A 23207-nucleotide genomic window follows, 5' to 3' on the forward strand; every position below is an offset into this window, starting at 1 on the left:
TCGCCTTTTCACCTGGCGATTTTATCTGGGGCTTTAGTTCGTTGTGGGCGCCATCGGCCGCTGGCTAGCCTTGAGGGGCGATCGTCCTGGTCCCTGGGCGGAATTGGTGACGGAATCCATCCGATTCCCGATGAGTCCACGGGTCTATTTCGTCAATTCCTTTTGCGCCCTCTCGGTGATCTGTCATAGGTGATCTGTGATCCGCGATCTGCATGGGTTCGAATTCTCAGTATGGGGGAGTGACTTACGTGTCTGGGATGTATGAGGCTGCTGTGGTGGCGTACTGGGAAGAGATCCTGTCCGGATTCGAGGGCGCGGGGGCGGTACGGGAGGACCGGGCGGACGGGCCGGTCGTGGATGGTGAGGTGCCCGCGCTTGCCGAGGTCGCGGAGCGGGCCGGGGTTCCGTTCGAGGTGGCCGCTGCCGGGCTGTGGTGCCTGACGCTTTCGCATGTGCGGGGGCGGCGCGATCTGCTGGTCGGCGTGGCCGATGGTGCGGGAGTGGTGCGTCCGGTGCGGGCGCTGCTGCTTCCCGGCGAGCCGGTGGGCGCGTGGCTGCGGCGGCTCGGGGAGCAGATGGCTGCCTCCGAGCGGCAGGAGGCGCTGCCGGTCGATGCACTGCGGGAGCTGGCGGGGGTGCCTGCCGAGGCGTCGTTGTTCGACGGGCAGGTTGTCTTCGGGGCGGTTGACGGCGCGGCGCCGGAGGGCCTGGAGCCTACGGCGTTCGACCTTCTGGTGGACGGGCGGCAGGTGCGGCTGGCGTGCGGATCCGACGCGTTCGGCCCACTGCCGGAGGCGATGGCGGGCGAGTTGCGGAGGACGGCCGACCTGGTCGCGCGGGATACGGAACTGCCGCTGGCCGAGCTGCCGTCGGTGTCCGCCGCCGAGCGGGGGCTGATGCTGGGGGAGTGGGCTTCGGGGATCGGCGGCTTCGGCGGTGTGACGCTTCCGGGGGTTTTCGCGGAGCAGGTGGTGCGGGCGCCGGAGGCGGTGGCCCTGGTCTGTGGCGAAGAGAGCCTTACGTACGGGGAGTTGGACGTACGGGCGAACCAGTTGGCGCATGTGCTGCGGGACCGTGGGGTCGGCCCGGGGGTTCCGGTCGGGGTGTGCCTGCCGCGCGGTATTGAGCCGGTTGTCGCGCTGCTGGCGGTTCTGAAGTCGGGCGGTACGGCGGTACCGCTGGATCCGGAATACCCCGCGGACCGGCTGGAATTCATGGTCGCCGACTCGCGTGTAGCGGTGGTACTGGCCGACTCCTCCACGGTGTCCGCGCTCCCGGACACCCCTGTGCTGCTGCTGGACGAAGTCGCCGAGGAGATGTCCGGCCGGCCGGAGTCTGCGCCCGAGGCCGGGGTGCTGCCGAAGAGCGCGGCGTACATCTTCTACACCTCGGGTTCGACGGGCCGTCCCAAGGGGACGGTGCTGCCGCACGAAGGCTTCCTGCGCGTCGTCCGCGACCCTCGCTTCGCTCTCACCTCTGCCGACGTGGTGTCGCAGTTGAGCACGCTGTCGTTCGACGCGGGTGCGCTGGAGATGTGGAGCGCGCTGCTCAACGGCGGCACGCTGGCGATTTCGCCGGAGCGGATGCTGTCGGTGGAGGAGCTGGGTGCGTTGCTGCGTACCCACGGTGTGACGGCGCTGTGGCTGACGGCCGGACTGTTCCACGAGGTCGTCGACGCCGACGTGCAGATACTCGCGGGCGTACGGATGCTGATGTCGGGTGGCGACGTACTGTCGCCGCGCCACTGCCAGAAGGTGCTGGACGAAGTCCCCGGCGTGCGTCTGGTGAACGCGTACGGGCCGACGGAAACGTCGATCACCGCCTCCACCCATGTCCTCAACGGTTCGCACTCGGCCGAGAGCCCGGTGCGGCTGGGCGGCCCGGCACCGGACACGCGGCTGTACGTACTGGACGCCTGGCTGCGGCCCGTGCCCGTCGGCACTCCTGGCGAGCTCTACATCTCGGGCACCGGCCTCGCCCACGGATACGCCTGGCGGCCGGAACTCACGGCGGAGCGCTTCGTCGCGTCTCCGTTCGGCGGCGCGGGCGAGCGGATGTACCGCACCGGGGACGTGGTGCGGTGGCTGCCCGAGGGAGTGCTCGACTTTGTCGGCCGTGCGGACAACCAGGTCAAGGTGCGTGGTTTCCGCATTGAGTTGGGTGAGGTCGAGGCGGCCCTGACGGGCCACCCGGCGGTCGCGCAGGCGGTGGCGGTGGTACGGGCGGACCGGCGCGGTGTGAAGCAGCTGGTTGCGTACGTCGTGGCTGATGCGGATGCCGGTACGGATGCGGATGCCGGTACGGATGTGGACCCGGCGGGGCTGCGGGAGTTTGTGGCGGCGGGGCTGCCGGAGTACATGGTTCCGGCGGTGTGTGTGGTGCTTGATTCTCTTCCGTTGACGGCGAATGGGAAGGTGGATCGTAAGGCGCTTCCGGAGCCGGATCTTTCGGTTCTGGGGGAGGAGTACGTCGCGCCGCGCACTGCGCGGGAGCAGGCCATTGCTGAGGTGTTCGCCGAGGTTCTGGGTGCGGAGCGGATCGGCGTGCACGACGGTTTCTTCCGGCTGGGTGGTGACTCGATCCTGGCCATTCAGGCGGTGTCCCGGCTGCGCCGGGCGGGCCTGGAGATCCCGGTACGGACGCTCTTCGATCACCCGACGGTCGAAAGCCTGGCGGCTGCCGAGCTGGGCAGTGCGGCCGTCGAGGCGCCGCTGGTGCCGGTGGCCCGGGGCGAGGTGCTGCCCCTGTCGTATGCCCAGCAGCGGATGTGGTTCGCGGCGCAGATCGACCCGAGCGGTACGGAGTACAACACGGGTGGTGCGGTGTGGCTGCGCGGCCCGTTGCAGGTCCAGGCGTTGCAGGACGCCTTGAACACCCTGGTGGCGCGGCACGAGTCGCTGCGTACGACCTTCGACACCGTCGACGGCCAGGGCGTACAGATCGTCCACCCGGCCGCCCCGGTCGAACTCCCGCTGATCGACTGCCCGTCCGGCCAAGTGGCCGACTTCATGCGGGCCGAGCTCGAAACAGTCTTCGACCTGCGCACCGGCCCGCTGATGCGCCCCACCCTGCTCCGGATGGCTCCCGACGAGCACGTGCTCGTCCTGTCGATGCACCACATCGTCACCGACGGCTGGTCGGTGAACGTCGTCGCGCGCGAACTGGAAGCGCTGTACGCGGGCGAGACGTTGCCCGCCCTTCCGGTCCAGTACGCGGACTACGCGGTCTGGCAGCGGGAAACGATGACCCCCCAGGCGCTCGACGACGCCCTGGGGTACTGGCGCGACCAGCTGGCGGGCGCCCCCGTCCTGGACCTGCCCACCGACCGGCCGCGTCCCGCCGTGCGCACCCGGGCCGGCAGCACCTGCGACTTCGACATCTCCCCGGACCTGCTCGACCGGCTGACCGAGGTCTGCAAGGCCCACGGCGCGACCCTGTTCATGGGGCTGACGGCCGCCGTGCAGCTGATGCTGTCCCGGTACAGCGGCCAGACCGACGTGGTCCTGGGCACCGCCACCACCGGTCGTGACCGGGCAGAACTCGAAGATGTGCTGGGCTTCTTCGTCAATACGCTGGCGCTGCGGACCCGGATCGACGAGGCAGCGACCGGCGCCGAACTGCTGGGCTCGGTGCGCGAGACCGTGCTGGACGCCTTCGCGCACGCCGAGGTGCCCTTCGACCGGGTGGTCGACGCGGTGGTCACCGAGCGGGACCCCGCTCGTACGCCGCTGGTCCAGGCCATGATGGTGCTGCAGACGATGCCGTGGCAGAACGACGCCGACGCCACGGGCCTGCGGGTCGCGGCCTCGGACCTGCCGCGCCAGGACGCGCAGTTCGAGCTGACGCTGGAGTTCTGGGAGAACCCCCAGGGCATGCGGATGTCGCTGAACTACAACACCGACCTGTTCGACGCCGCCACGATCCGGCGGATGGCCGACCATCTGCTGACCGTCCTCGCAGTCATGGCCGAACGCCCGGACCGGCCGCTGTCACAGATGCCGAGGCTCTCGGAGCCCGAGCGCGCCCTGGTGCTGGGCGACTGGTCCGAGGGCAACTCCGGGCCCGCCGGTGCGGTGCTCACCGACGTGTTCGCCGAGCAGGTGGCGCGTACACCGGACGCTGTCGCGCTGGTGTGCGGCGAAGAGCGGGTGACGTACGGCGAGCTGGACGTACGGGCGAACCGCCTCGCACACGCGCTGCGCGATCGGGGAGTGGGGCCCGAGGTCCGGGTCGGGGTGTGCCTGCCCCGGGGCATGGACCCGATCGTGTCGCTGCTCGCCGTGTTCAAGGCGGGTGGCGTGTATGTGCCGCTGGACACCAACTACCCGCCCGAACGGCTGTCGTTCATGATGAACGACTCCGGCATCGAGCTGCTGCTGGCCTCGCCGTCGACGGTCGGGACGGTGCCGGACGCGGGCGTACCGGTCGTACTCCTCGAAGACCTTGAGAACCCCGAGAGCCTTGCAAACACTGAGGGTGCGGACAGCGCGCCCCCGGTGTCCCTTCTGCCGCAGAGCGCCGCGTACGTCTTCTACACCTCGGGTTCCACAGGCCGCCCCAAGGGCATCGTGCTGCCCCACGCCGGGGTGCTGCGGGTGGCGCGGGACGCGCGGCTCGGGTGCACGGCGGACGATGTGGTCGGGCAGTTCGCGACGCTGTCGTTCGACGCCAGCGCGCTGGAGATCTGGAGCGCCTTCGCCAACGGGGCGACGCTGGTGGTCTCGACGGCCCGAGTGCTGTCGGTCGAGGAGCTCGGCTCCCTCCTGCGCGCGCACGGCGTGACGGTGGTGTGGCTGACAGCGGGACTGTTCCACGAGATCGTCGACACCGACGTGCAGATGCTTTCCGGGCTGCGGCTGCTCATGGCGGGCGGCGACGCACTGGCGCCGCAGCACTGCCGGACCGTGGTCGAGCAGCTGCCCGGTGTCTGGCTGGTCAACGGCTACGGGCCGACGGAGACGACGATCTTCGCCGCCGTGCACACCGTCGACGCCGAGTCGCTCGGGGCGACGGTGCCGATCGGTTCACCGATCGGGCGGACCCGCGCCTACGTGCTGGACTCCTGGCTGCGCCCGGTGCCGGTCGGCGTCGCGGGTGAGCTGTACGTCGCCGGTGAAGGCGTGACGCGTGGGTACGCCGGGCACCCCGGGATGACCGCGAGCCGGTTCGTGGCCGGCCCCTTCTCCGGCGAGCGGATGTACCGCACCGGGGACGTGGTGCGCTGGCTGCCGGGCGGGCGGCTGGAGTTCGTGGGGCGTGCGGACAACCAGGTGAAGGTCCGTGGCTTCCGTATCGAGGTCGGTGAGATCGAGTCGGCTCTGGCGGCCCACCCGGACGTCACGCAGGCAGTGGTCTCGGTGCGCGAGGTACGTCCCGGGGTGAAGCGGCTTGTGGGTTACGTCGTGGGGTCGGGTGTGGACCATGCCGGGCTGCGCGAATTCGTGGGCAAGTCTCTGCCGGACTACATGATTCCGGCGGCCTTCGTGGTGCTGGGCACTCTGCCGCTGACCGCGAACGGCAAGGTCGACCGGCGAGCACTTCCGGAGCCGGACCTGTCCCAGCGCGACACCGAGATGGTGGCGCCCAGGACACGGGTCGAGCGGCTCGTGGCCGAGGTGTGGGCCGATGTGCTCGCCGTGGAACAGGTCGGCGTGCACGACAACTTCTTCGAGCTGGGCGGCGACTCGATCCTGAGCATTCAGGTCGTGTCGCGGCTGAGGCGGGCCGGGCTGGTCGTGTCGCCGCAGGATGTGCTGGTGCGGCAGACGGTCGCCGGCGTGGCAGCGGTCGCCCGTGAAGAGGCCGCGGACACTGCGGGCGCCGATGCGGGAACGGTGGAAGGCCCGGTCGTCCTGTCACCGGTGCAGGAGTGGTTCGTACAGACGCACACGGTCGAGCCCGATCACTTCGGCATGTCGATGTGCGTCGAGATGGCGCCGGACGTGGACGCGGACGTACTCGCGGCCGCGGTGTCGGCGGTGTTCGCGCACCACGAGGGTCCGTGGGTGCGGTTCGAGCGCGGCGCCGACGGATGGCGGCAGTTCGCCGGTGCGCCGGGCGAAGTGAGCGTCGAGCGGGTGACGGGCCGGTTCGAGGGCGTACAGGAAGGGTTCCGTCTGGAGGGCGGGCCGCTGGTGCGGTGCGTGATCTCCGAGGACGAGACCGACGGCCGCGTGCGGCTCCTGATGGCCGTCCACCACATGGTGGTGGACGGGGTGTCCTGGCGGATCCTGCTCGAAGACCTCGCCGTGGCCTACCGGCAGTTGACGGCCGGTGGTGAGGTGTCGCTCGACCCCGTGTCCCTGCCGTTCCCCGCGTGGACGGCGCGGCTGGCGGAGTTCGTCGAGGGCGGCGGCTTCGCCGATCAGGCCCCGTACTGGGCATCGGTCGTCCAGGACGCCGAGCCGCTGTGCGAGGTGCCGGACGGGCTGAACACCGTGGGCTCCGCCGATGTGGTGTCGGTGATGCTGCCGCGCGAGGACACGGAAGCGCTGCTCCAGCAGGTGCCGGGCGTATTCCGGACGCAGGTCAATGACGTGCTGCTCGCGGTACTGGGCCGGGTGCTCGGCGAGTGGTCCGGCCGCGACCGGGTGTGGGTGGACGTCGAGGGGCACGGCCGCGAAGAGGCCGTACTGGGCGCGGACGTGTCCCGGACCGTGGGCTGGTTCACCTCCATCTATCCGGTTGCCCTCGAATCGGGCGGCGGCGCCGGCTGGGGCGAATTGATCAGCACGACGAAGGAGAATCTGCGGTCAATTCCCGACCGGGGTATTGGTTTCGGGGCGCTGCGTTATCTCGGCCGTGCGGATCTGGTCGATCCGGCGCAGGTGAGCTTCAACTATCTCGGCCGCTACGACGCGGGCGGCTATCCGGACGTATTCACCGGAATGCTTCCGGTGACCGGAGATCACGGCCCCGCCGAAGAACGCCCCCACGTACTGGATGTGGTGAGCCGCGTTCAGGACGGCCAACTGCACGTCGATGTGCACTATTCGACGGCGGTGCACGCGACCGCGGAAATCCGCGGAATTGCCACCCGCTACCGCGACGCCCTGAAGGAGGCCGTGCGGTACTGCCTCATGCCCGGTGTGGGCGGCCGTACGCCCTCCGACTTCCCGCTGGTCGACTGGGACCGGGCGACCGTCGACCGTGTGGTCGGTACGGGCGAGGGTGTCGCGGACGTGTATCCGCTCTCGCCGATGCAGCAGGGCATGCTGTTCCACTCCCTGGAGGACTCCTCCGGCGAGGCGTACGTACAGCAGATGTCGTTCGTTCTGGAAGGCGCGGACGACCTGGAGCGGCTGGCCGATGCCTGGCGCGAGGCGGTGAACGCATCCGACGCCCTGCGCATGTCGGTGGTGTGGGAGCAGGTCGACGAGCCGGTCGCGCTGGTGCACCAGCAGGTCGACGTGCCCTTGCACATCGAGGACTGGACCGCCCTGACCGACGCCCGGCGCGCGGAGCGCCTGGAGGATCTGCGGCGCGCGGACCACGGCGGAATCCGGCTCGACACGGCGCCTCTGCTGAGGGTGTCGCTGGCCGGCCTGGGCGGCGGTCGCGTTCAGGTCGTGTGGACCTTCCACCACCTGCTGCTCGACGGCTGGAGCACGCCGCAGCTGCTGGAGGACGTCTTCACCCGGTACGCCGGTGGCCGTCCGGGCGTACGCCGCCCTTACCGCGACTACCTCGAATGGCTGGCCTCCCAGGACACCGAAGCGGGCCTGGCGTACTGGCGTTCCGTACTCTCCGGTTTCGACACGCCCGTCGCCCTCCCCGTCGACGCATCGCCCCGTCGCGAACCCCGGCCGATGCGGCACCTGGACGTGGAGCTCCCCGGGTCACTGCCGACCGACGTGGGCGACTTCGCGCGACGCCACCGGCTCACGGTGAACGCGGTCGTGCAGGGCGCGTGGGCGCTGCTGCTGTCGGCGTACTCGGGGCAGAGCGACGTCGTCTTCGGCGCCACCACCTCCGGCCGCCCGGCGGACCTGCTGGACGCCGAATCGGTGCTCGGCCTGTTCATCAACACCGTGCCGGTGCGCACCCGTCTCCAGCCGTCGACGCCCGTCGTGCAGTGGCTCCAGGACCTCCAGTCCGAGCAGTGGGAGTCGCGCGCGTACGAGTACCTGTCGCTGCCGCAGCTCACCGCGCTCGCCGACCTCCCGGCCGGAACCGCCCTGTTCGAGAGCCTGCTGGTCTTCGAGAACTACCCCGTCGACGACGACCTCGCCGCCCGCCACGGGCTCACCATCACCGACACCCGGGCGAAGGAGGAGGGCGGCAACTACCCGCTGTCGCTGACCGCCTTCACCGGCCGCCAGCTCGTCGGAGGCAACGACCCCGGCGTCTCCCTGCGCATGGCCTACGACCCGGCGCTCTTCGAGGACAGCACCGCGCGCGACATCGCCGGCCGCCTCGCGGAGCTGCTGCGGTCGATGCTCACGCAGGACCTCCTGGCACAGATCCCGCTTCTGACCGACGACGAGCGCACCGGGATCACCCGGGACTGGAGCGGGAACGACACGGCTTCGACGCTGAGCATGCCCGGCTTGTTCGAGGCCCAGGTGGTACGCCGCCCCGGCGCGATCGCGGTCGTGTCGGAAGGCGTCGAGCTCTCGTACGGAGAAGTGGACCGGCGGGCCAACGGCCTGGCGCACCGGCTCGTCGAGCACGGCGTGGGCCCCGAGGTCGTGGTGGGCGTATGCCTGCCGCGCGGGGTGGACTGGCTGGTCACGCTGCTCGCGGTCATGAAGGCGCAGGGCGTGTACCTGCCGCTCGACCCGAGCCACCCCGTCGACCGGCTGACCTTCATGATCGACAACTCGGGCGCGAGCCTCGTCCTGGCGAACACCGAGACCGCACAGGGCCTGCCCGCGCAGGACATCAGCGACCTGAGCCTGCGGGCCGACGCTCCGCCCAGCCGGACCGCGTCCCCCGACGCAGCCGCGTACATGATCTACACCTCCGGCTCGACCGGCACCCCCAAGGGCGTCCTCGTGCCCCACCGCGGCCTGGAAGCCCTGGGATCGGCCCACCAGCGGGCGCTGGGACTCGACGAGAACTCCCGCGTCCTCCAGAGCGTGTCCGTCGGCTTCGACGTGGCGGTCGGCGACCTCGTCAACGCCTGGTACTCCGGCGCCACCCTGGTCCTCGCAGGCCCCGAGCAGACCGTCGGCGACCAGCTGGCCCAGGTACTGAAGGCGCAGCACATCACCCACGCCATGCTGCCGCTCGCGGCCCTGTCGACGCTGCCCGAAGTGGAGCTGCCCGAGCTGCGCGCCCTGGTCTCCGGCGGCGAGGCGATGCCCGCCGAGGTACCCGCCAGGTGGGCGGGCGGCCGTACGCTCGTCAACGCCTACGGGCCGACCGAGACCACCGTGGCGGCCACGATCAGCGAGCCGCTCGCGGTGACCGCGACCGCGCCCCCCATCGGCCGGGCCATCGAGAGCACGCAGACCTTCGTCCTGGACGGCTGGCTGCGTCCGGTGCCGCCCGGCGTCGCCGGTGAGCTGTACATCGCCGGTTCCGGCGTCGCCCGTGGCTACGCGGGACGCCCCGGTCTCACGGCCGAGCGGTTCGTGGCGAACCCCTTCACCCGGGACCGGATGTACCGGACCGGAGACATGGTGCGCCGCCTGCCCGACGGCCAGCTGGAGTTCCTCGGCCGCGTGGACGACCAGGTCAAGCTGCGCGGTTTCCGCATCGAACTCGGGGAGGTCGAGGCCGCGTTGGCCCGCCACCCCGAGGTGACGCAGGCCATCGCCGTCGTACGTGAGGACCAGCCGGGACTCAAGCGGCTCGTCGGCTACGTCGTCGCCGGCGACGTGACCCCCGCCGCACTGCGGGAATTCGTGGCCGCCTCGCTGCCGGAGTACATGGTCCCGGCGGTGTGCGTCCGCCTCGACGCGTTCCCCCTGACCGCGAACGGCAAGGTGGACCGCAGGGCGCTGCGCGCACCGGACATGTCGGCGCTGGTCCAGGAGTACGTCGCCCCCGCGACGGCCGCCGAGCGGACCGTCGCCGAAGTCTTCGCCGAGGTACTCGCGGTGGAGCGGGTCGGCGCGTACGACAACTTCTTCGAGCTGGGCGGCGAGTCGCTGCTGAGCATCCAGGCCGTGTCCCGGCTGCGCCGCGCGGGATACGAGCTGTCGGTACGTACCGTCTTCGACCACCCGACCGTCGCGCGTCTCGCCGGGCGGATCGAGGCCACCGTCGACCGCACGGCCCCGGTGGTGCCCGTCGGCCGCGACGGGGACCTGCCGCTGTCGTTCGCGCAACGGCGGCTGTGGTTCGCGGCGGAGCTCGAACCGGAGAGCAACGAATACAACTCCGGCGGCGCCCTGCTGCTCCGGGGCGAGCTGCGCGTCGACGCGCTCCGGAGCGCACTGGACACGCTGGTGGCGCGGCACGAGTCGCTGCGTACGACCTTTGAATCCGTCGACGGCGAAGCCGCCCAGGTCATCCACCCCGCGTCACCGGTCGCGCTGCCGGTCGTCGACTGCGACGCCGCCGGGCTCCCCGGGCGAGTACGCGCCGAACTGGGCCGCGTGTTCGATCTGAGCGAGGGGCCGCTGCTGCGCCCCACGCTGCTCCGCGTCACGGACGACGAGCACGTGCTCGTCCTGTCGATGCACCACATTGTCACCGACGGGTGGTCGATGGGCGTCATCATGCGCGAACTCTCCTCGCTGTACAGGGGAGCCGATCTGCCCGAGCTGTCGGTCCAGTACGCCGACTACGCAGTGTGGCAGCGGGACCGGCTGTCGCCGGAGGCGATGGAGGACGGCCTGGCGTACTGGCGCGACCGGCTGGCCGGCGCCCCCGTGCTCGAACTGCCGACCGACCGGCCCCGTCCCGCCGAGCGGACCTGGGCCGGTGACACCGAGGAGCTGCTGATACCCGCGGACGTGCTGGCGCGCTTCGCGGACACCTGCAAGGCGCAGGGCGCCACGCTGTTCATGGGCCTGGTCGCCGCCGTGCAGCTGGTGCTTTCGCGCTACAGCGGCCAGCCGGACGTCGTCGTCGGCACGGTCACCTCGGGCCGCGACCGCACGGAGCTGGAAGACCTGGTCGGATTCTTCGTCAATACGGTGGCGCTGCGTACCCGCATCGACGAGCGGAGCAGTGTCGCCGAGCTGCTCGGCGACGTACGGGAGACGGTCCTGGGCGCCTTCGCCCACGACGAGATCCCCTTCGACCGGGTCGTGGACGCGGTCGTCACCGAGCGGGACCCGAGCCGCAGCCCGCTGGTGCAGGCCCTGGTCAGCATGGAGAACACGCCCGAAGCCGCCGACGGTGAGGGACTGACGTGGCAGGACTACCCGTTCGAGGTCGACACCGCGCAGTTCGAGCTGGCGGTCGACTTCAGCGAGCGGGGCGGTGAGCTGTCGGGGCTGATCAACTACAACACCGACCTCTTCGACGCGGTCACCATCCAGCAGCTCGCCACCCACCTGCGGACCGTCCTGGCCGAGATGGCCGGGATCTCCGACCCGGACACCGCCCTGTCGGCGGTCCGGATGCTCACCGCCGAGGAAGAACACCGGCTCACGCACGGCTGGAACGACACCGCCCGTGACGTCCCGGCCGACCTCCTCACCGACCTTTTCGCCGCCCAGGCGGCGAGCACCCCGGACGCGATCGCGCTCGTACACGGCGACGAGCGGCTGACCTTCGCCCGCCTGGACATGGAGGCCAACCAGCTGGCCCACAGCCTCCGCTCCCAAGGAGTCGGGCAGGACAGCATCGTCGGGATCTGCGCCGACCGGGGCCTGGACGTGATGGTCGCCATCCTGGGCATCCTCAAGGCCGGCGGCGCCTGCATGCCGATCGACCCCGCACATCCCGCCGAGCGCGTACAACACATGCTGGACGACTCGCGCACGGCGATCGTGCTGACGCAGGGGCACCTGGCCGACCGGTTCGACTCGTACGACGGCACACTGCTGTACGTCGACCGGGCGCCGACGTCCCAGTGGCCGGTGACCGCCCCGGACACCGGACTCGGCCCCGACAGCCTCGCCTACGTCATCTACACCTCCGGGTCGACAGGGCGCCCCAAGGGCACGCTGATCAGGCACGGAGCCTTCTCCAACCTGTTCGCCCACCACCAGGCGGCGATGTTCGGGCCGACGTCGCGCGGGCGTCAGATGCGGGTGGCGCAGACCGCGTCCATCTCCTTCGACGCGTCCTGTGTCGCCACCATGTGGATGGTCGCGGGACACCAGCTGCACGCCATCGACCACGAGACCCACATCGACCTGGGCGCCTTCCGCGACTACCTGACACAGCACCGCATCAACGTCATCGACGAACCCCCCACCTACCTGCGGGAGATGATCGCCGACGGCCTGCTGGACAACGACGTCCACGTACCCGATGTGGTCGTGTTCGGCGGCGAGGCCGTCGACGGCCAGATCTGGGAGACCCTGCGCGCACACACCGACGTCGCCTCCTACAACCTGTACGGGCCGACGGAGTGCACCTGCGACTCCCTGACCTGGACGGCCGACGGCAGCAAGCAGCCGCGCATCGGCCGGCCCGTCACGAACGCGCGGGCCTTCGTGCTCGACCAGTGGCTGCGGCCGGTCCCGGTGGGGGTGGCGGGTGAGCTGTACATCGAGGGCGCGGGTCTGGCGCGCGGCTATGTGGACAAGCCCGCGCTGACAGCCGGCCGCTTCGTCGCCTGCCCCTTCACCGGTACGCGGATGTACCGGACCGGTGACCTGGTGCGGTGGCAGCGCGACGGCACGGTCGAATTCCTCGGGCGCCGGGACGACCAGGTGAAGGTGCGCGGCTTCCGCATCGAGCTCGGCGAGATCGAGAACGTACTGTCCAGGCACCCGGAGGTCACCCAGGCCGTGGTGCTGGCCCGCGAGGACCAGCCGGGCGTGAAGCGGCTGGTGGCGTACATCCAGGGCAGCGGCGCGGACAGCGGCATCGAGACCGCCGAGCTGCGCGCCTTCGCCGCCGACGCCCTGCCGGACTACATGGTTCCGGCCGCATGGGTCGTGATGGCCGGCTTCCCGCTGAATTCGAGCGGCAAGGTCGACCGGCGAGCCCTTCCTGTGCCGGACATGACCGGGCTGGTGACCGCCTACACCGCACCGCGCAGCACGGCGGAGGAGACCGTCGCCGCCGCGTGGGCCGAGGTGCTCGGTGTCGAGCGTGTCGGGGCGTACGACAACTTCTTCGACATCGGCGGCGACTCGATCCTCAGCATCCGCGCCGTGTCCCGGATGCGGGCGGCGGGCTTCGAGACGTCCGTGCGCGAGCTGTTCAACGAGCCGACGGTCGCCGGTCTCGCCGCACTGGTGAAGGCCACGTCGGACACCGACCTGCCGGTGGTTCCGGTCGGGCGCGGAGGCGACCTGGCGCTGTCCTACGCACAGCAACGGCTATGGTTCGCCACGCAGTTCGAGCCGGACAGTACGGAGTACAACTCGGGCGCGGCACTCCTGCTGCGCGGCGAGCTCCGGACCGACGCCCTGCGCGGCGCGCTGGACGCGCTGGTGGCCCGGCACGAGTCGCTGCGTACCACCTTCGACACGGTCGACGGCCAGGGCGTCCAGGTCATCCACCCGCCGGCCCCCGTCGAACTGCCGGTGATCGACCCGGCCGGGCGGCCCGTCGCCGATGTGGTGGCCGGGCTGATGGGCCAGGTCTTTGACCTCCGCACCGGTCCGCTGCTGCGTCCGAGCCTGGTGCGGGTCGCCCCGGACGCGCACGTTCTGGCGCTGTCGATGCACCACATCGTGACCGACGGCTGGTCGATGAACCTGATCACCCGCGAGCTGGCCGCCCTGTATGAGGGCGGGACCCTGGCCGAACTCCCCATCCAGTACGCCGACTACGCCGCATGGCAGCGCGACCGGCTGACGTCCGAGGCACTGGACGAAGGTCTCGGCTACTGGCGCGAACAGCTGGCGGAGGCGCCCGTCCTGGAGCTGCCCACCGACCGTCCGCGCCCGGCGGAGCGGACCACGGCGGGCGCCACCGAGGACGTGGTGATCCCGGCCGAGGTGCTTGACCGGCTCGCGGACGCCTGCAAGGCACAGGGCGCGACGCTGTTCATGGGGCTCACAGCAGCGGTGCAGCTGCTGCTGTCGCGCTACAGCGGACAGTCCGACGCGGTGGTCGGCACGGTCACCTCCGGCCGCGAGCGTCCGGAACTCGAAGACGTGGTCGGGTTCTTCGTCAATACGCTGGCCCTGCGGACCCGGATCGACGAGCGGGCCTCCGCCGCCGAGCTGCTGGCTTCTGTACGGGCGACCGTGCTGGACGCCTTCGCCCACGCGGACGTTCCCTTCGACCGGGTCGTGGACGCGGTCGTCACCGAGCGGGACCCCAGCCGCAGCCCGCTGGTCCAGGCAGTGATCAGTTACGAGAACCTCTCGGACGCACCGCAGACACCGGGCGGCCTGCGGTGGCAGGACTACGCGATGCGGTCCGCGACCGCGCAGTTCGACCTCACGATGGACTTCGGTGAGGTCGAGGGCGAGATGCACGGCCAGATCGTCTACAACACCGACCTGTTCGACGCGGCGACGATCCGCCGGATGGCGTCGCACCTGGTCACGGTGATGGAGGCCATCGCCACCGAGGGCCGGCGCCCTCTCCGGGACATGGAACTGCTGTCCGCGGCCGAGCGGCGCCAGGTGCTCGAAGACTGGAACGAAACGGACGGCGAAGTCGGCCAGGGCGATCCTTCGTCGCTCTCGATGTCCGCGATCTTCGAGAAGCAAGTCGCTCTCCGGCCCGGGGCACCCGCCATCGTATCCGCCGATTCCACCTGGTCGTACGCCGAGTTGGACGACCGCGCCAACGCCCTGGCCCGGCGGCTCGTCGCGCACGGCGTGGGGCCCGATGTCGTCGTCGGCGTCTGCCTGCCCCGAGGAGTGGAGTGGCTCACCGGGCTGCTCGCGATCCTGAAGGCGGGCGGAGTGTACCTGCCGCTCGACCCCGACTACCCGGCCGACCGGAGGGCGTTCATGCTCGCCGACTCGGGAGCGCGGCTCGTGGTGACGGACGCCGAGCACGCCGATGTGCTGGAAGGCACCCCCGTACGCACGGTGCTGGTGGACGGCGCTCCCGGGACCGGGCCGACGCCGTCCGGCGCACTCCCGGGGCCGCTGTCCCGGGACGCGGGCGCGTACCTGATCTATACCTCCGGTTCGACCGGTACGCCCAAGGGCGTGTGGGTGACCCACCGAGGTGTGGCGGCCTTCGCGGCCACCCAGGTGGACCGGTTCACGCTGCGGCCGGATTCGCGGGTGCTCCAGGCGGCGTCGTCCAACTTCGACGCCTCCGTCATGGAGATCCTCATGGCCTGGGGCTCCGGCGCAGCTCTCGTACTGCCGCCCGCGGGCCGCGTCGTGGGAGACGAACTGGTCGAGGTCATGTCCCGGCAGGGCGTCACGCACACGATCATCCCCCCGGCGACCCTGGCCAGCGCCGGCGAGGCCGAACTGTCCGCACTGCGCACGCTGGTCGTCGGCGGCGAGGCGTGCTCGGCGGAGCTGGTGAGCCGGTGGGCGCCGGGCCGCGAGATGTTCAACGCGTACGGCCCCACCGAGATCACCGTGTCCGCGACGATCAGCGAGCGCCTCGCGCCGGGGGCGGTCCCGCCGATCGGCAGGCCGAACTACGGCACGCGGGTGTTCGTACTGGACGCGTGGCTGCGTCCGGTGCCCGTCGGTGTCCCCGGTGAGCTGTACGTGACCGGGGAAGGCGTGGCCCGCGGCTACCTGGGCCGTCCCGGGCTCACCGCGAGCAGGTTCGTGGCCGCCCCGTTCTCCGGGGAGCGGATGTACCGCACCGGGGACGTCGTCCGGTGGGCGCCCGACGGGCAGCTGGACTTCGTGGGCCGTGCGGACGACCAGGTCAAGCTCCGTGGCCTGCGCATCGAACCGGGCGAGATCGAGGGCGTACTGGAGAGCCACCCCGAGGTCGGCCAGGCCGTCGTCGTGGTGCGCGAGGACCAGCCCGGCGTGAAGCGCCTGGTGGCGTACGTCACCGGGGACGGCCCCGGGGACGACCTCGGGGACGGACTCGGCATCGACGCGCTGCGGGAGTTCGCCGGGCGGTCGCTGCCCGACTACATGGTCCCGGCGGCCTGGGTCACGCTCGACGCGATCCCCCTGACCGCGAACGGCAAGGTGGACCGCAGGGCACTGCCCGCGCCGGACATGGAAGCGGCGACCGGCCAGGAGTACGTCGCACCGCGCACCCCGCGCGAGGAGACGCTCGCCGGGGTCTGGGCCGAGGTACTGGGCCTGGAGCGGATCGGCGTACACCACAACTTCTTCGAGCTCGGCGGCGATTCGATCCTCAGCATCCAGGTGGTGTCCCGGGCCAGGGAAGCGGGTCTCGGCATCTCGTCGAAGGACCTCTTCAAGGCGCCGACGGTCGCGGGCCTGGCCGAGCTGGGCACGGAGGTGGCCGAGGACGAGGTGGCCGAGGGGCCGGTGACGGGCGAGGTTCTGCTCACCCCGATCCAGCGGTGGTTCTTCGAGACCCGCAAGGCCGCCTCGGTGAACCGCTTCACCATGTCCGCCTACGTGGAGCTGACCGACCGGCCCGACCCCGACAGCCTGAACCGGGCCGTGGAAGCCCTGCTCGAACACCACGACGGGCTGCGCTCCAGGTACACCCTCGCGGGAGGCCGGTGGAGCCAGCACGTCGTGGAGCGGGAGACGGGGAACTGGTTCACCTGGCACAACCTCTTCCAGTCCGAAGCCGAGGCGCGGGAAGCCGAGATGGACCGCCGCCTCGCCGAGGCGCACGCCGGACTGGACATCGGCACCGGGCCGCTGATCAAGGTCCTGGTGTTCGACATGGGGGCGGATGCTCCGGTCCGACTCGCCCTGGTGGCCCACCACTTGGTGACCGACGTCGTCTCGTGGAGCATCCTGCTGCCGGACCTGGCCCGTGCGTACCGGCAGATCGAAGCGGGTGAGAAGCCGGACCTGGGCGCCAGGACCACCTCGTTCCAGGAGTGGGCCGCGCAGTTGACCACCCTGGTGCGCTCGGGGCGGTTCGACGACGAGATCGACTACTGGCGGGCCGCGGAGACCGTGCCCCGGCTGCCCGGCTCCGGGTCGCCCGCCAACACCGTGGCGTCGGAGGAGACGGTCTCGCTCCAACTGGACCGCGACGACACCCAGGTGCTCCTCCAGACCGTCCCCGGTGTCTACCGGGCACGGCCCAACGAGGTCGTGCTCGCCGCACTCGGCGACGCGCTGGCGCAGTGGAGCGGCCAGGACAGGGTGGCGGTAGCGATGGAGGGCCACGGCCGGGAGGAGCTGGTCGACGGCGTCGACCTGTCCCGTACGGTCGGCTGGTTCACCACGATGTTCCCCGTCGCCTGGGACGTACAGCGGGCCACCGACACGGACTGGCGGAGCCGCATCACGAGCGTGAAGCGGACACTGCGGGCCGTTCCCAACAAGGGCCTGGGCTATGGCGTTCTGCGCTACCTGCACGAGGACGCCCCGCTCGACCAGAAGGCACCCGACGTCAGCTTCAACTACGTGGGGAAGTCCGACGGTTTCGACCAGGGCTTCTACCGGAGCTGGCTCGACGACCGCTCGCGCACCCACGGTGAGAGCGGCGGGCGTGCCCATCTCCTGGACGTCGTCTGCGGCGTTCAGGACGAGCGGCTGACGGTCGGGCTGTCCTTCTCGACGGCTCTCCACGACCGCACAGACATGGAGCGGCTGGCGGACACGCTTCGCGGCCGGCTCCAGGAGATCGTCGGAATCAGCGCCACCCGCAGCTGATTGCGACCCCTGACGCCGTCCATACCCGGGCCATCACCTCGGGTGTGGGCGGTGTCTTCTTTGCATTGCCGCGCACGGAAGGGTACGGAAAAACAACGGCCCCGGCCCGCGGGCGCATCGGGGGATTCTGCGCACCACGGGCCGGGGGGAATGGGGAAGCCGGACCAACAGGCCCGGCTACTCGGGGTTTTCCGTTTCGCCTGATGACAGGCTACCCATCCGGGGCGGTGGGCCGCATTCCGGTGTACTCCCCAATTCCTGGTGCAGTGGGCCATACCCCGAAAGTGACCTTGGGGTACTTCCCGAAGCTCTGGCGTGTCGGTAGCTTCTGTGTATCGGCGAGCCATGGAGGTCACGGAAATGCGGACTGAAGAAGCTGTGATGGATAATCGTGTCGAGGCGCCGGCTCCGGCCCTGCCCGACACCACATCGCCGGAGATGTCCTGGATGAACGCCACGACGAACGGCAGCTCTTCGGCCGAGCCAGTCTCTCCGTACGCCCTGGAAATGGACGCCGTGACGAAGTGGTACGGCGCGGGCCACGAAGCCGTCAATGCGCTCCGTGAGGTGACGGTCGGGCTTGTACGGGGCAGCGTGACCGCCGTGATCGGCCTCCCCGGCTCGGGGAAGAGCACCCTGATCGCGTGCGCCACCGGCCGCGAAACGCCGACGACCGGCACCGTCTGCACACATGACCGGGTCACCATGCCGGATCCACGGACGTGGGGCACCCTGGCGCCCGCATCCGCGACGCATCCCGAACTGCTCGTCGCCGACGACCTGGAATCCGCCGAGGACCTGTGCGCGGCGATCGGCTATCAGGACAGCAGGACGATGCTCGTGACCACCTCGGACCCGGCCGTCGCGGCCGCCGCCGACGTGACGCTGTTCCTGGTGGGCGGGCGGCTGGTCGACGCGATGTGCGGCATGCCGGCCGAGCACATCGCGGACCACCTGGCCCGGCTGACGTCCTGACCGCGCAACTCCGGGCCTATTGAGGAGCCGGGCCTTCCCGGGAGCCGGGCCTGCGTGGGAGTCGGGCCTACTCGGGAGCCAGCCGCAGACTCGCGGCGGCGCCTCGCGCCAGGTCCTGGTGCTGGTGGCCGTTCAGCAGTGCCACACCGAGCGGGGTCAGCGAGTGCAGCGCGGTGTTGAGCCGGCGCTGAGTCGTGATGAGCCCGGCGGAGCGGAGCACCGAGGTGTGCTGGCTGGCCGACGCCGCCGAAATGCCGATCCGCTGGCCGAGTTCGCTCGTATTGCAGCTGACGGTGAGGCTCTTCATGATGGCCGCCCTGGTACGTCCGACCAGTGCGCCGAGCGCGTCGGCGGCGTCCTGATTGCTCGGCGCCGACCACAGCGTGGCCGCCGCGGCGCGGTCCAGCGACACCGGATACGCCAGGACGGGCGGCCGGGCCCTGCTGGCGCTGTCGATCAGGATGGGCTTGTCGAACAGGAACAGCGACGGGGTCAGCAGCAGACCACGGCTGGCCGGGTCGATGTCCTGGGAGCGGTGGCTCGGGATCTCCAGTACGCCCGAACTCCACCGGATCGACGGGTGCAGCGTGGACAGCAGCCGCTCGATGCCCCCGTTGAGGATCAGGCGGCCGCGGGCCGAGCAGTCCGCCTCCAGGCGCGCGGAGACGCGCTCCCAGTAGGGCGCGAGCGCCACCTTGTGGAACTCCTCGATCATGCCTGCCACGTTCTGCCGCCGGGAGCCGACGAGGCTCAGACCGGCCTCTCCGTGGGAGTCGAGCTCGGCCGGGCTCTCGACCATGCTGAGAAGGTCGGGGATGGGCCGGATCGTGCGCGCCAGAGTGAGCAGCGAACGGGCACGCCGGCCCAGCCGGTTCTTGGTCCGGCTGCGCCAGGTGGCGAATTGGTCACCGCCACCCTGACGAGCGAGCAATTCCAGTGCGAAAAGAGTCTCCGCCACCGGCCTCGCAGTGACCCCCACCATCGTGCGGGCTAAATCCTGGCCATTTAAGTGCACGCGTTGCATGAAGAACTCAACACCCCGTATGAAGTTTCCGGCCGGAAATGCGGAATCGGCCCCTTTACTGGGCGTCCGGGCGTCTCTGTTCACCCGGGCGTATCTATTTCCCCAGCCGGCGGCGGTAGGCCACCATGGCGAGCGGGAAAAAGACCGCGACGAATCCGACCATCCAGGCCACTCCGCCCATCAGTGGAGTGCCGATGGAGCCCTGGTCCAGCAGCAGGCTGCGGTTGACGTCCGTCATCAGCGTCACGGGGTTGATATTCACCCAGGTCTGCAGCCAGCCCGGCATCGTCTCCGCCGGGGCGAAAATGTTGCTGCCGAAACTGAGTGGCATGACCGCGCCGATGAGCATTCCCGGTACGGCGGCGGGAGTACGCACGATGATGCCGGCGAGGATCGCCATCCAGCACAGGCACAGCCCGAACGCGATCATCAGCCCCATCGAGAGCAGCACCGAGAGCGGATCGGTGTGGACGCGGAAGCCCATCAGCATGCCGACACCGAGCACCACGGACACCGAGATGAGATAGCGCACCACATCGCCGATGACGGTCCCGGCGAGCGGGGCCGAGCGTGCGATCGGGAGGCTGCGGAAGCGGTCGAACACCCCTTTCTGGATGTCCGAGCACAGCGCGACGCCGGTTCCGATGGTGACGAACAGGGGGCTGAAGACCATGAGTCCCGGTACCAGTTGCTGGAGGTAGCTGTCGCTGTCCCCGTCGGCGATGGCGCCGCTGAAGAGGAACGTGAACATGAACAGCATCAGCAGCGGCTGGAGTGTCACGTCGATCAGGGCGTCGGGGTTCTTCTTGATCTTCGTGATGTTCCGGGACGCCAGTGACAGCGCCTGCCCGATGGCCTCGATCGGGCCGATCTTCTGGCTCGCCCGCGCAGGAGTCGTCATCCCCGTCATCCCCGTCCCCGTCATCCCAGAGCCTCTTCCGTGAGTCGTTCCTGTCCCTCTGGCCTGGTGATCGCGAGGAACGCCTCGTCCATCGTGGGGAGCCGCAGACCCAGTTCGTCGAACGGCACGGCCGCCTCGTCGAGCTTGTGGACCAGGGCGGACAGCATCATCGGGTCGTGCACCGGCACAGTGAGCCGGCCGGTGTCCTCGTCGCGCACGGGCGTCTGGCCGGTCAGCGCCTGCATGATCTGCGCGACCGTGTCCACCTGGTGCCCGAGCGCCGCGCGTACTTCCAGGGTCTGACCTCCCGCACGGCGCTTGAGCTCGTCCGGTTTGCCCTCGGCCACCACCGTGCCGTGGTTGAACACCGTGATCCCGTCGGCGAGTTGGTCGGCCTCCTCCAGGTACTGCGTGGTGAGCAGCACGGTGACGCCGTCCGCGACGAGCTTGCGGACCGTTTCCCAGACCTCGTTGCGACTGTGGGGGTCGAGGCCGGTGGTCGGCTCGTCCAGGTACAGCACGGAGGGCCGGCCCACCAGGCTCGCCGCCAGGTCGGCCCGCCGCCTCATGCCGCCCGAGTACGTCTTCACCGGGCGGTTCTCCGCGTCGGTGAGGCCGAAGTTCGCCAGCAACTCCTTGCCGCGCGCCCGCGCTTCGGACGACGACATCTTCAGCAGGCGGCCGATCAGCGCCAGGTTCTCCAGGGCGCTGAGCTCCTCGTCGAGCGCCGCGTACTGGCCGGTGAGCCCGATCACGCGTCGTACCGACACCGGATCGCGGACCAGGTCGAAGCCGCCGACCGTCGCACGGCCCGCGTCCGGGGTCAGCAGCGTGGCGAGAATGCGCACCGCCGTGGTTTTACCGGCCCCGTTCGGCCCGAGTACGCCATGCACGGTACCGGCGGGCACGGCCAGGTCGACATCCCGCAGAGCGGTCGTCTCCCGGTACCGTTTGACCAGTCCCTCGGCCTCGATCGCTAGCGACATGGGAGCGGTCCCTTCCGGTCGTACCAACGTCCCTCGGGCTGAATTTTTTCACTCGCGGAATTACGTCACCAGGTCATTAAGGCCGCGCCGAATAGTGCTGTTCACCGCGCGGCACCCCAGATCGGGCGTCATCGGGCACTGTGGTGCTCGCGCAGCAACTCCGCTATGCGGAAGGCGAGTTCGATGGACTGGCTGGCGTTGAGGCGCGGGTCGCAGGCCGTCTCGTAACGCGTTCCCAGATGGGTGTCGAGAATCTCGTCCATGCCTCCGCCCAGGCATTCCGTGACGTCGTCCCCGGTGAGCTCAAGATGAATTCCGCCGGGATGCACGCCCTCCTCTTTGTGTACGGCGAAGAACTCGGCCACTTCGGCGGTGATGTCGGACAGCCGGCGCGTCTTGTAGCCGCTTGTCGACACAAAGGTGTTCCCGTGCATGGGGTCGCACGCCCACACCACGTGGTGACCGGTCGACTTCACCGCCCGCAGCAGTGGCGGCAGCAGCTCCGCGGCCTTCCCCGCGCCGAGCCGGCTGATGAGCACCAGCCTTCCCGGCGCGTGCTCCGGATCGAGGCGCTCACACAGCGCGCGGAGCTGAGCCGGGGTGGTGGAGGGGCCGACCTTGATGCCGATCGGGTTGGTGATTCCGGACAGCAGTTCCACATGCGCGCCGTCGAGCTGCCGGGTCCGGTCTCCGATCCACACCATGTGCGCACTGGTGTCGAACCAGGCGCCTAGCTTCTCGTCGTACCGGGTCAGCGCCTGCTCGTAGTGCGGCAGCAGCGCCTCGTGCGAGGTGAAGAGCTCGATCTGATGCAGCGCCGACTGCGACCCGGTGTCCACACCGCAGGCGGACATGAACCGCAGCGCCCATGTGATGTCGTCGGCGGCCTTCTCGTACTGCCGCCCGGCGTCGCTGCGCCGGACGAACTCCTGGTTCCAGGCGTGCGCCTGGTCGAGGTCGGCGAAGCCGCCCCGGCTCAGCGCCCGCAGCACGTTCAGCGAGGCCGACGAGTGCTGGTAGGCGCGCAGCAGGCGCTCGGGGTCCGCACGCCGGGCCTCGGCGGTGAACTCCGGGCTGTTGACGATGTCGCCCCGGTACGCCGGCAGTTCGACGCCGTCGACCACCTCGGTGGGTCTGCTGCGCGGCTTGGCGAACTGGCCGCCGATCCTGCCGACCTTGACCACCGGCATGCCCGAGCCGTACGTGAGCAGGATGGCCACCTGGAGGATCACCCTGAGCTTGCTCCGTACGCCGTCCTCCGTGCAGGAGCTGAACCGCTCGGCGCAGTCGCCCGCCTGCAGCAGGAACCCCTCACCCGCCGCGACACCGGCCAGGGAACGCCGCAGGCCGAGAATCTCGTCGGGCAGCACCAGCGGGGGCTGCAGCGCGATGGTGTTCTCCACATGCTCCAGGGCCTGGAGGTCGGGCCAGTCCGGCTGCTGCTCGGCGCGGTGGCCGCGCCACGAGTCGGGACGCCAGGACGACGGCGCCCGGTGCACCGCGGAGCCGGCGGGGGTCTTGAGTTCCATCGTGTGCACGGC

General features: G+C 70.2%; 6 protein-coding genes. 2 read left to right on the forward strand and 4 right to left on the reverse strand.

Annotated features, from left to right (window positions below; translation table 11 throughout):
* The first annotated feature begins 257 nt into the window (after positions 1-257).
* Together J7I98_RS30495 and J7I98_RS30500 are read left to right on the forward strand one after the other, a co-directional pair.
* Positions 258-17780 (forward strand): non-ribosomal peptide synthase/polyketide synthase, encoded by a 17523-nt coding sequence (locus J7I98_RS30495; RefSeq protein ID WP_251021454.1) that lies wholly within the window; start codon positions 258-260, stop codon positions 17778-17780.
* A gap of 381 nt (positions 17781-18161) precedes the next feature.
* The gene (locus J7I98_RS30500) at positions 18162-18755 is read left to right on the forward strand and encodes an ATP-binding cassette domain-containing protein (protein ID WP_214928268.1); all 594 of its coding nucleotides are present in this window, start codon (positions 18162-18164) and stop codon (positions 18753-18755) included.
* Positions 18756-18822: 67 nt separating this feature from the next.
* Here the strand turns inward: J7I98_RS30500 and J7I98_RS30505 are convergent, their stop codons facing one another.
* The 4 genes from J7I98_RS30505 to J7I98_RS30520 form a co-directional block, all read right to left on the reverse strand.
* Positions 18823-19713 carry a helix-turn-helix transcriptional regulator gene (locus J7I98_RS30505; protein ID WP_214928269.1) on the reverse strand — a complete coding sequence of 297 codons (891 nt, stop codon included), beginning with the start codon at positions 19711-19713 and terminating at the stop codon, positions 18823-18825.
* A gap of 160 nt (positions 19714-19873) precedes the next feature.
* Entirely contained in the window at positions 19874-20680 is an 807-nt protein-coding gene (locus tag J7I98_RS30510) for an ABC transporter permease (protein WP_251021437.1), read from the reverse strand.
* Positions 20681-20700: 20 nt separating this feature from the next.
* Complete coding sequence (locus J7I98_RS30515) at positions 20701-21666, reverse strand: ATP-binding cassette domain-containing protein (RefSeq protein WP_214928271.1); 966 nt, start codon at positions 21664-21666, stop codon at positions 20701-20703.
* Between the two features lie 128 nt (positions 21667-21794).
* Complete coding sequence (locus tag J7I98_RS30520) at positions 21795-23195, reverse strand: class II 3-deoxy-7-phosphoheptulonate synthase (RefSeq protein WP_214928296.1); 1401 nt, start codon at positions 23193-23195, stop codon at positions 21795-21797.
* Between the last annotated feature and the right edge of the window lie 12 nt (positions 23196-23207).

Source organism: Streptomyces sp. ISL-98, assembly GCF_018614055.1.
Taxonomy (GTDB): domain Bacteria; phylum Actinomycetota; class Actinomycetes; order Streptomycetales; family Streptomycetaceae; genus Streptomyces; species Streptomyces spiramyceticus.

Coding starts and splice junctions, on each gene's coding strand:
- J7I98_RS30495 (WP_251021454.1), top strand. CDS start 258: ATGTATGAGGCTGCTGTGGTGGCGTACTGGGAAGAGATCCTGTCCGGA.
- J7I98_RS30500 (WP_214928268.1), top strand. CDS start 18,162: ATGGATAATCGTGTCGAGGCGCCGGCTCCGGCCCTGCCCGACACCACA.
- J7I98_RS30510 (WP_251021437.1), bottom strand. CDS start 20,680: ATGACGACTCCTGCGCGGGCGAGCCAGAAGATCGGCCCGATCGAGGCC.
- J7I98_RS30515 (WP_214928271.1), bottom strand. CDS start 21,666: ATGTCGCTAGCGATCGAGGCCGAGGGACTGGTCAAACGGTACCGGGAG.
- J7I98_RS30520 (WP_214928296.1), bottom strand. CDS start 23,195: ATGGAACTCAAGACCCCCGCCGGCTCCGCGGTGCACCGGGCGCCGTCG.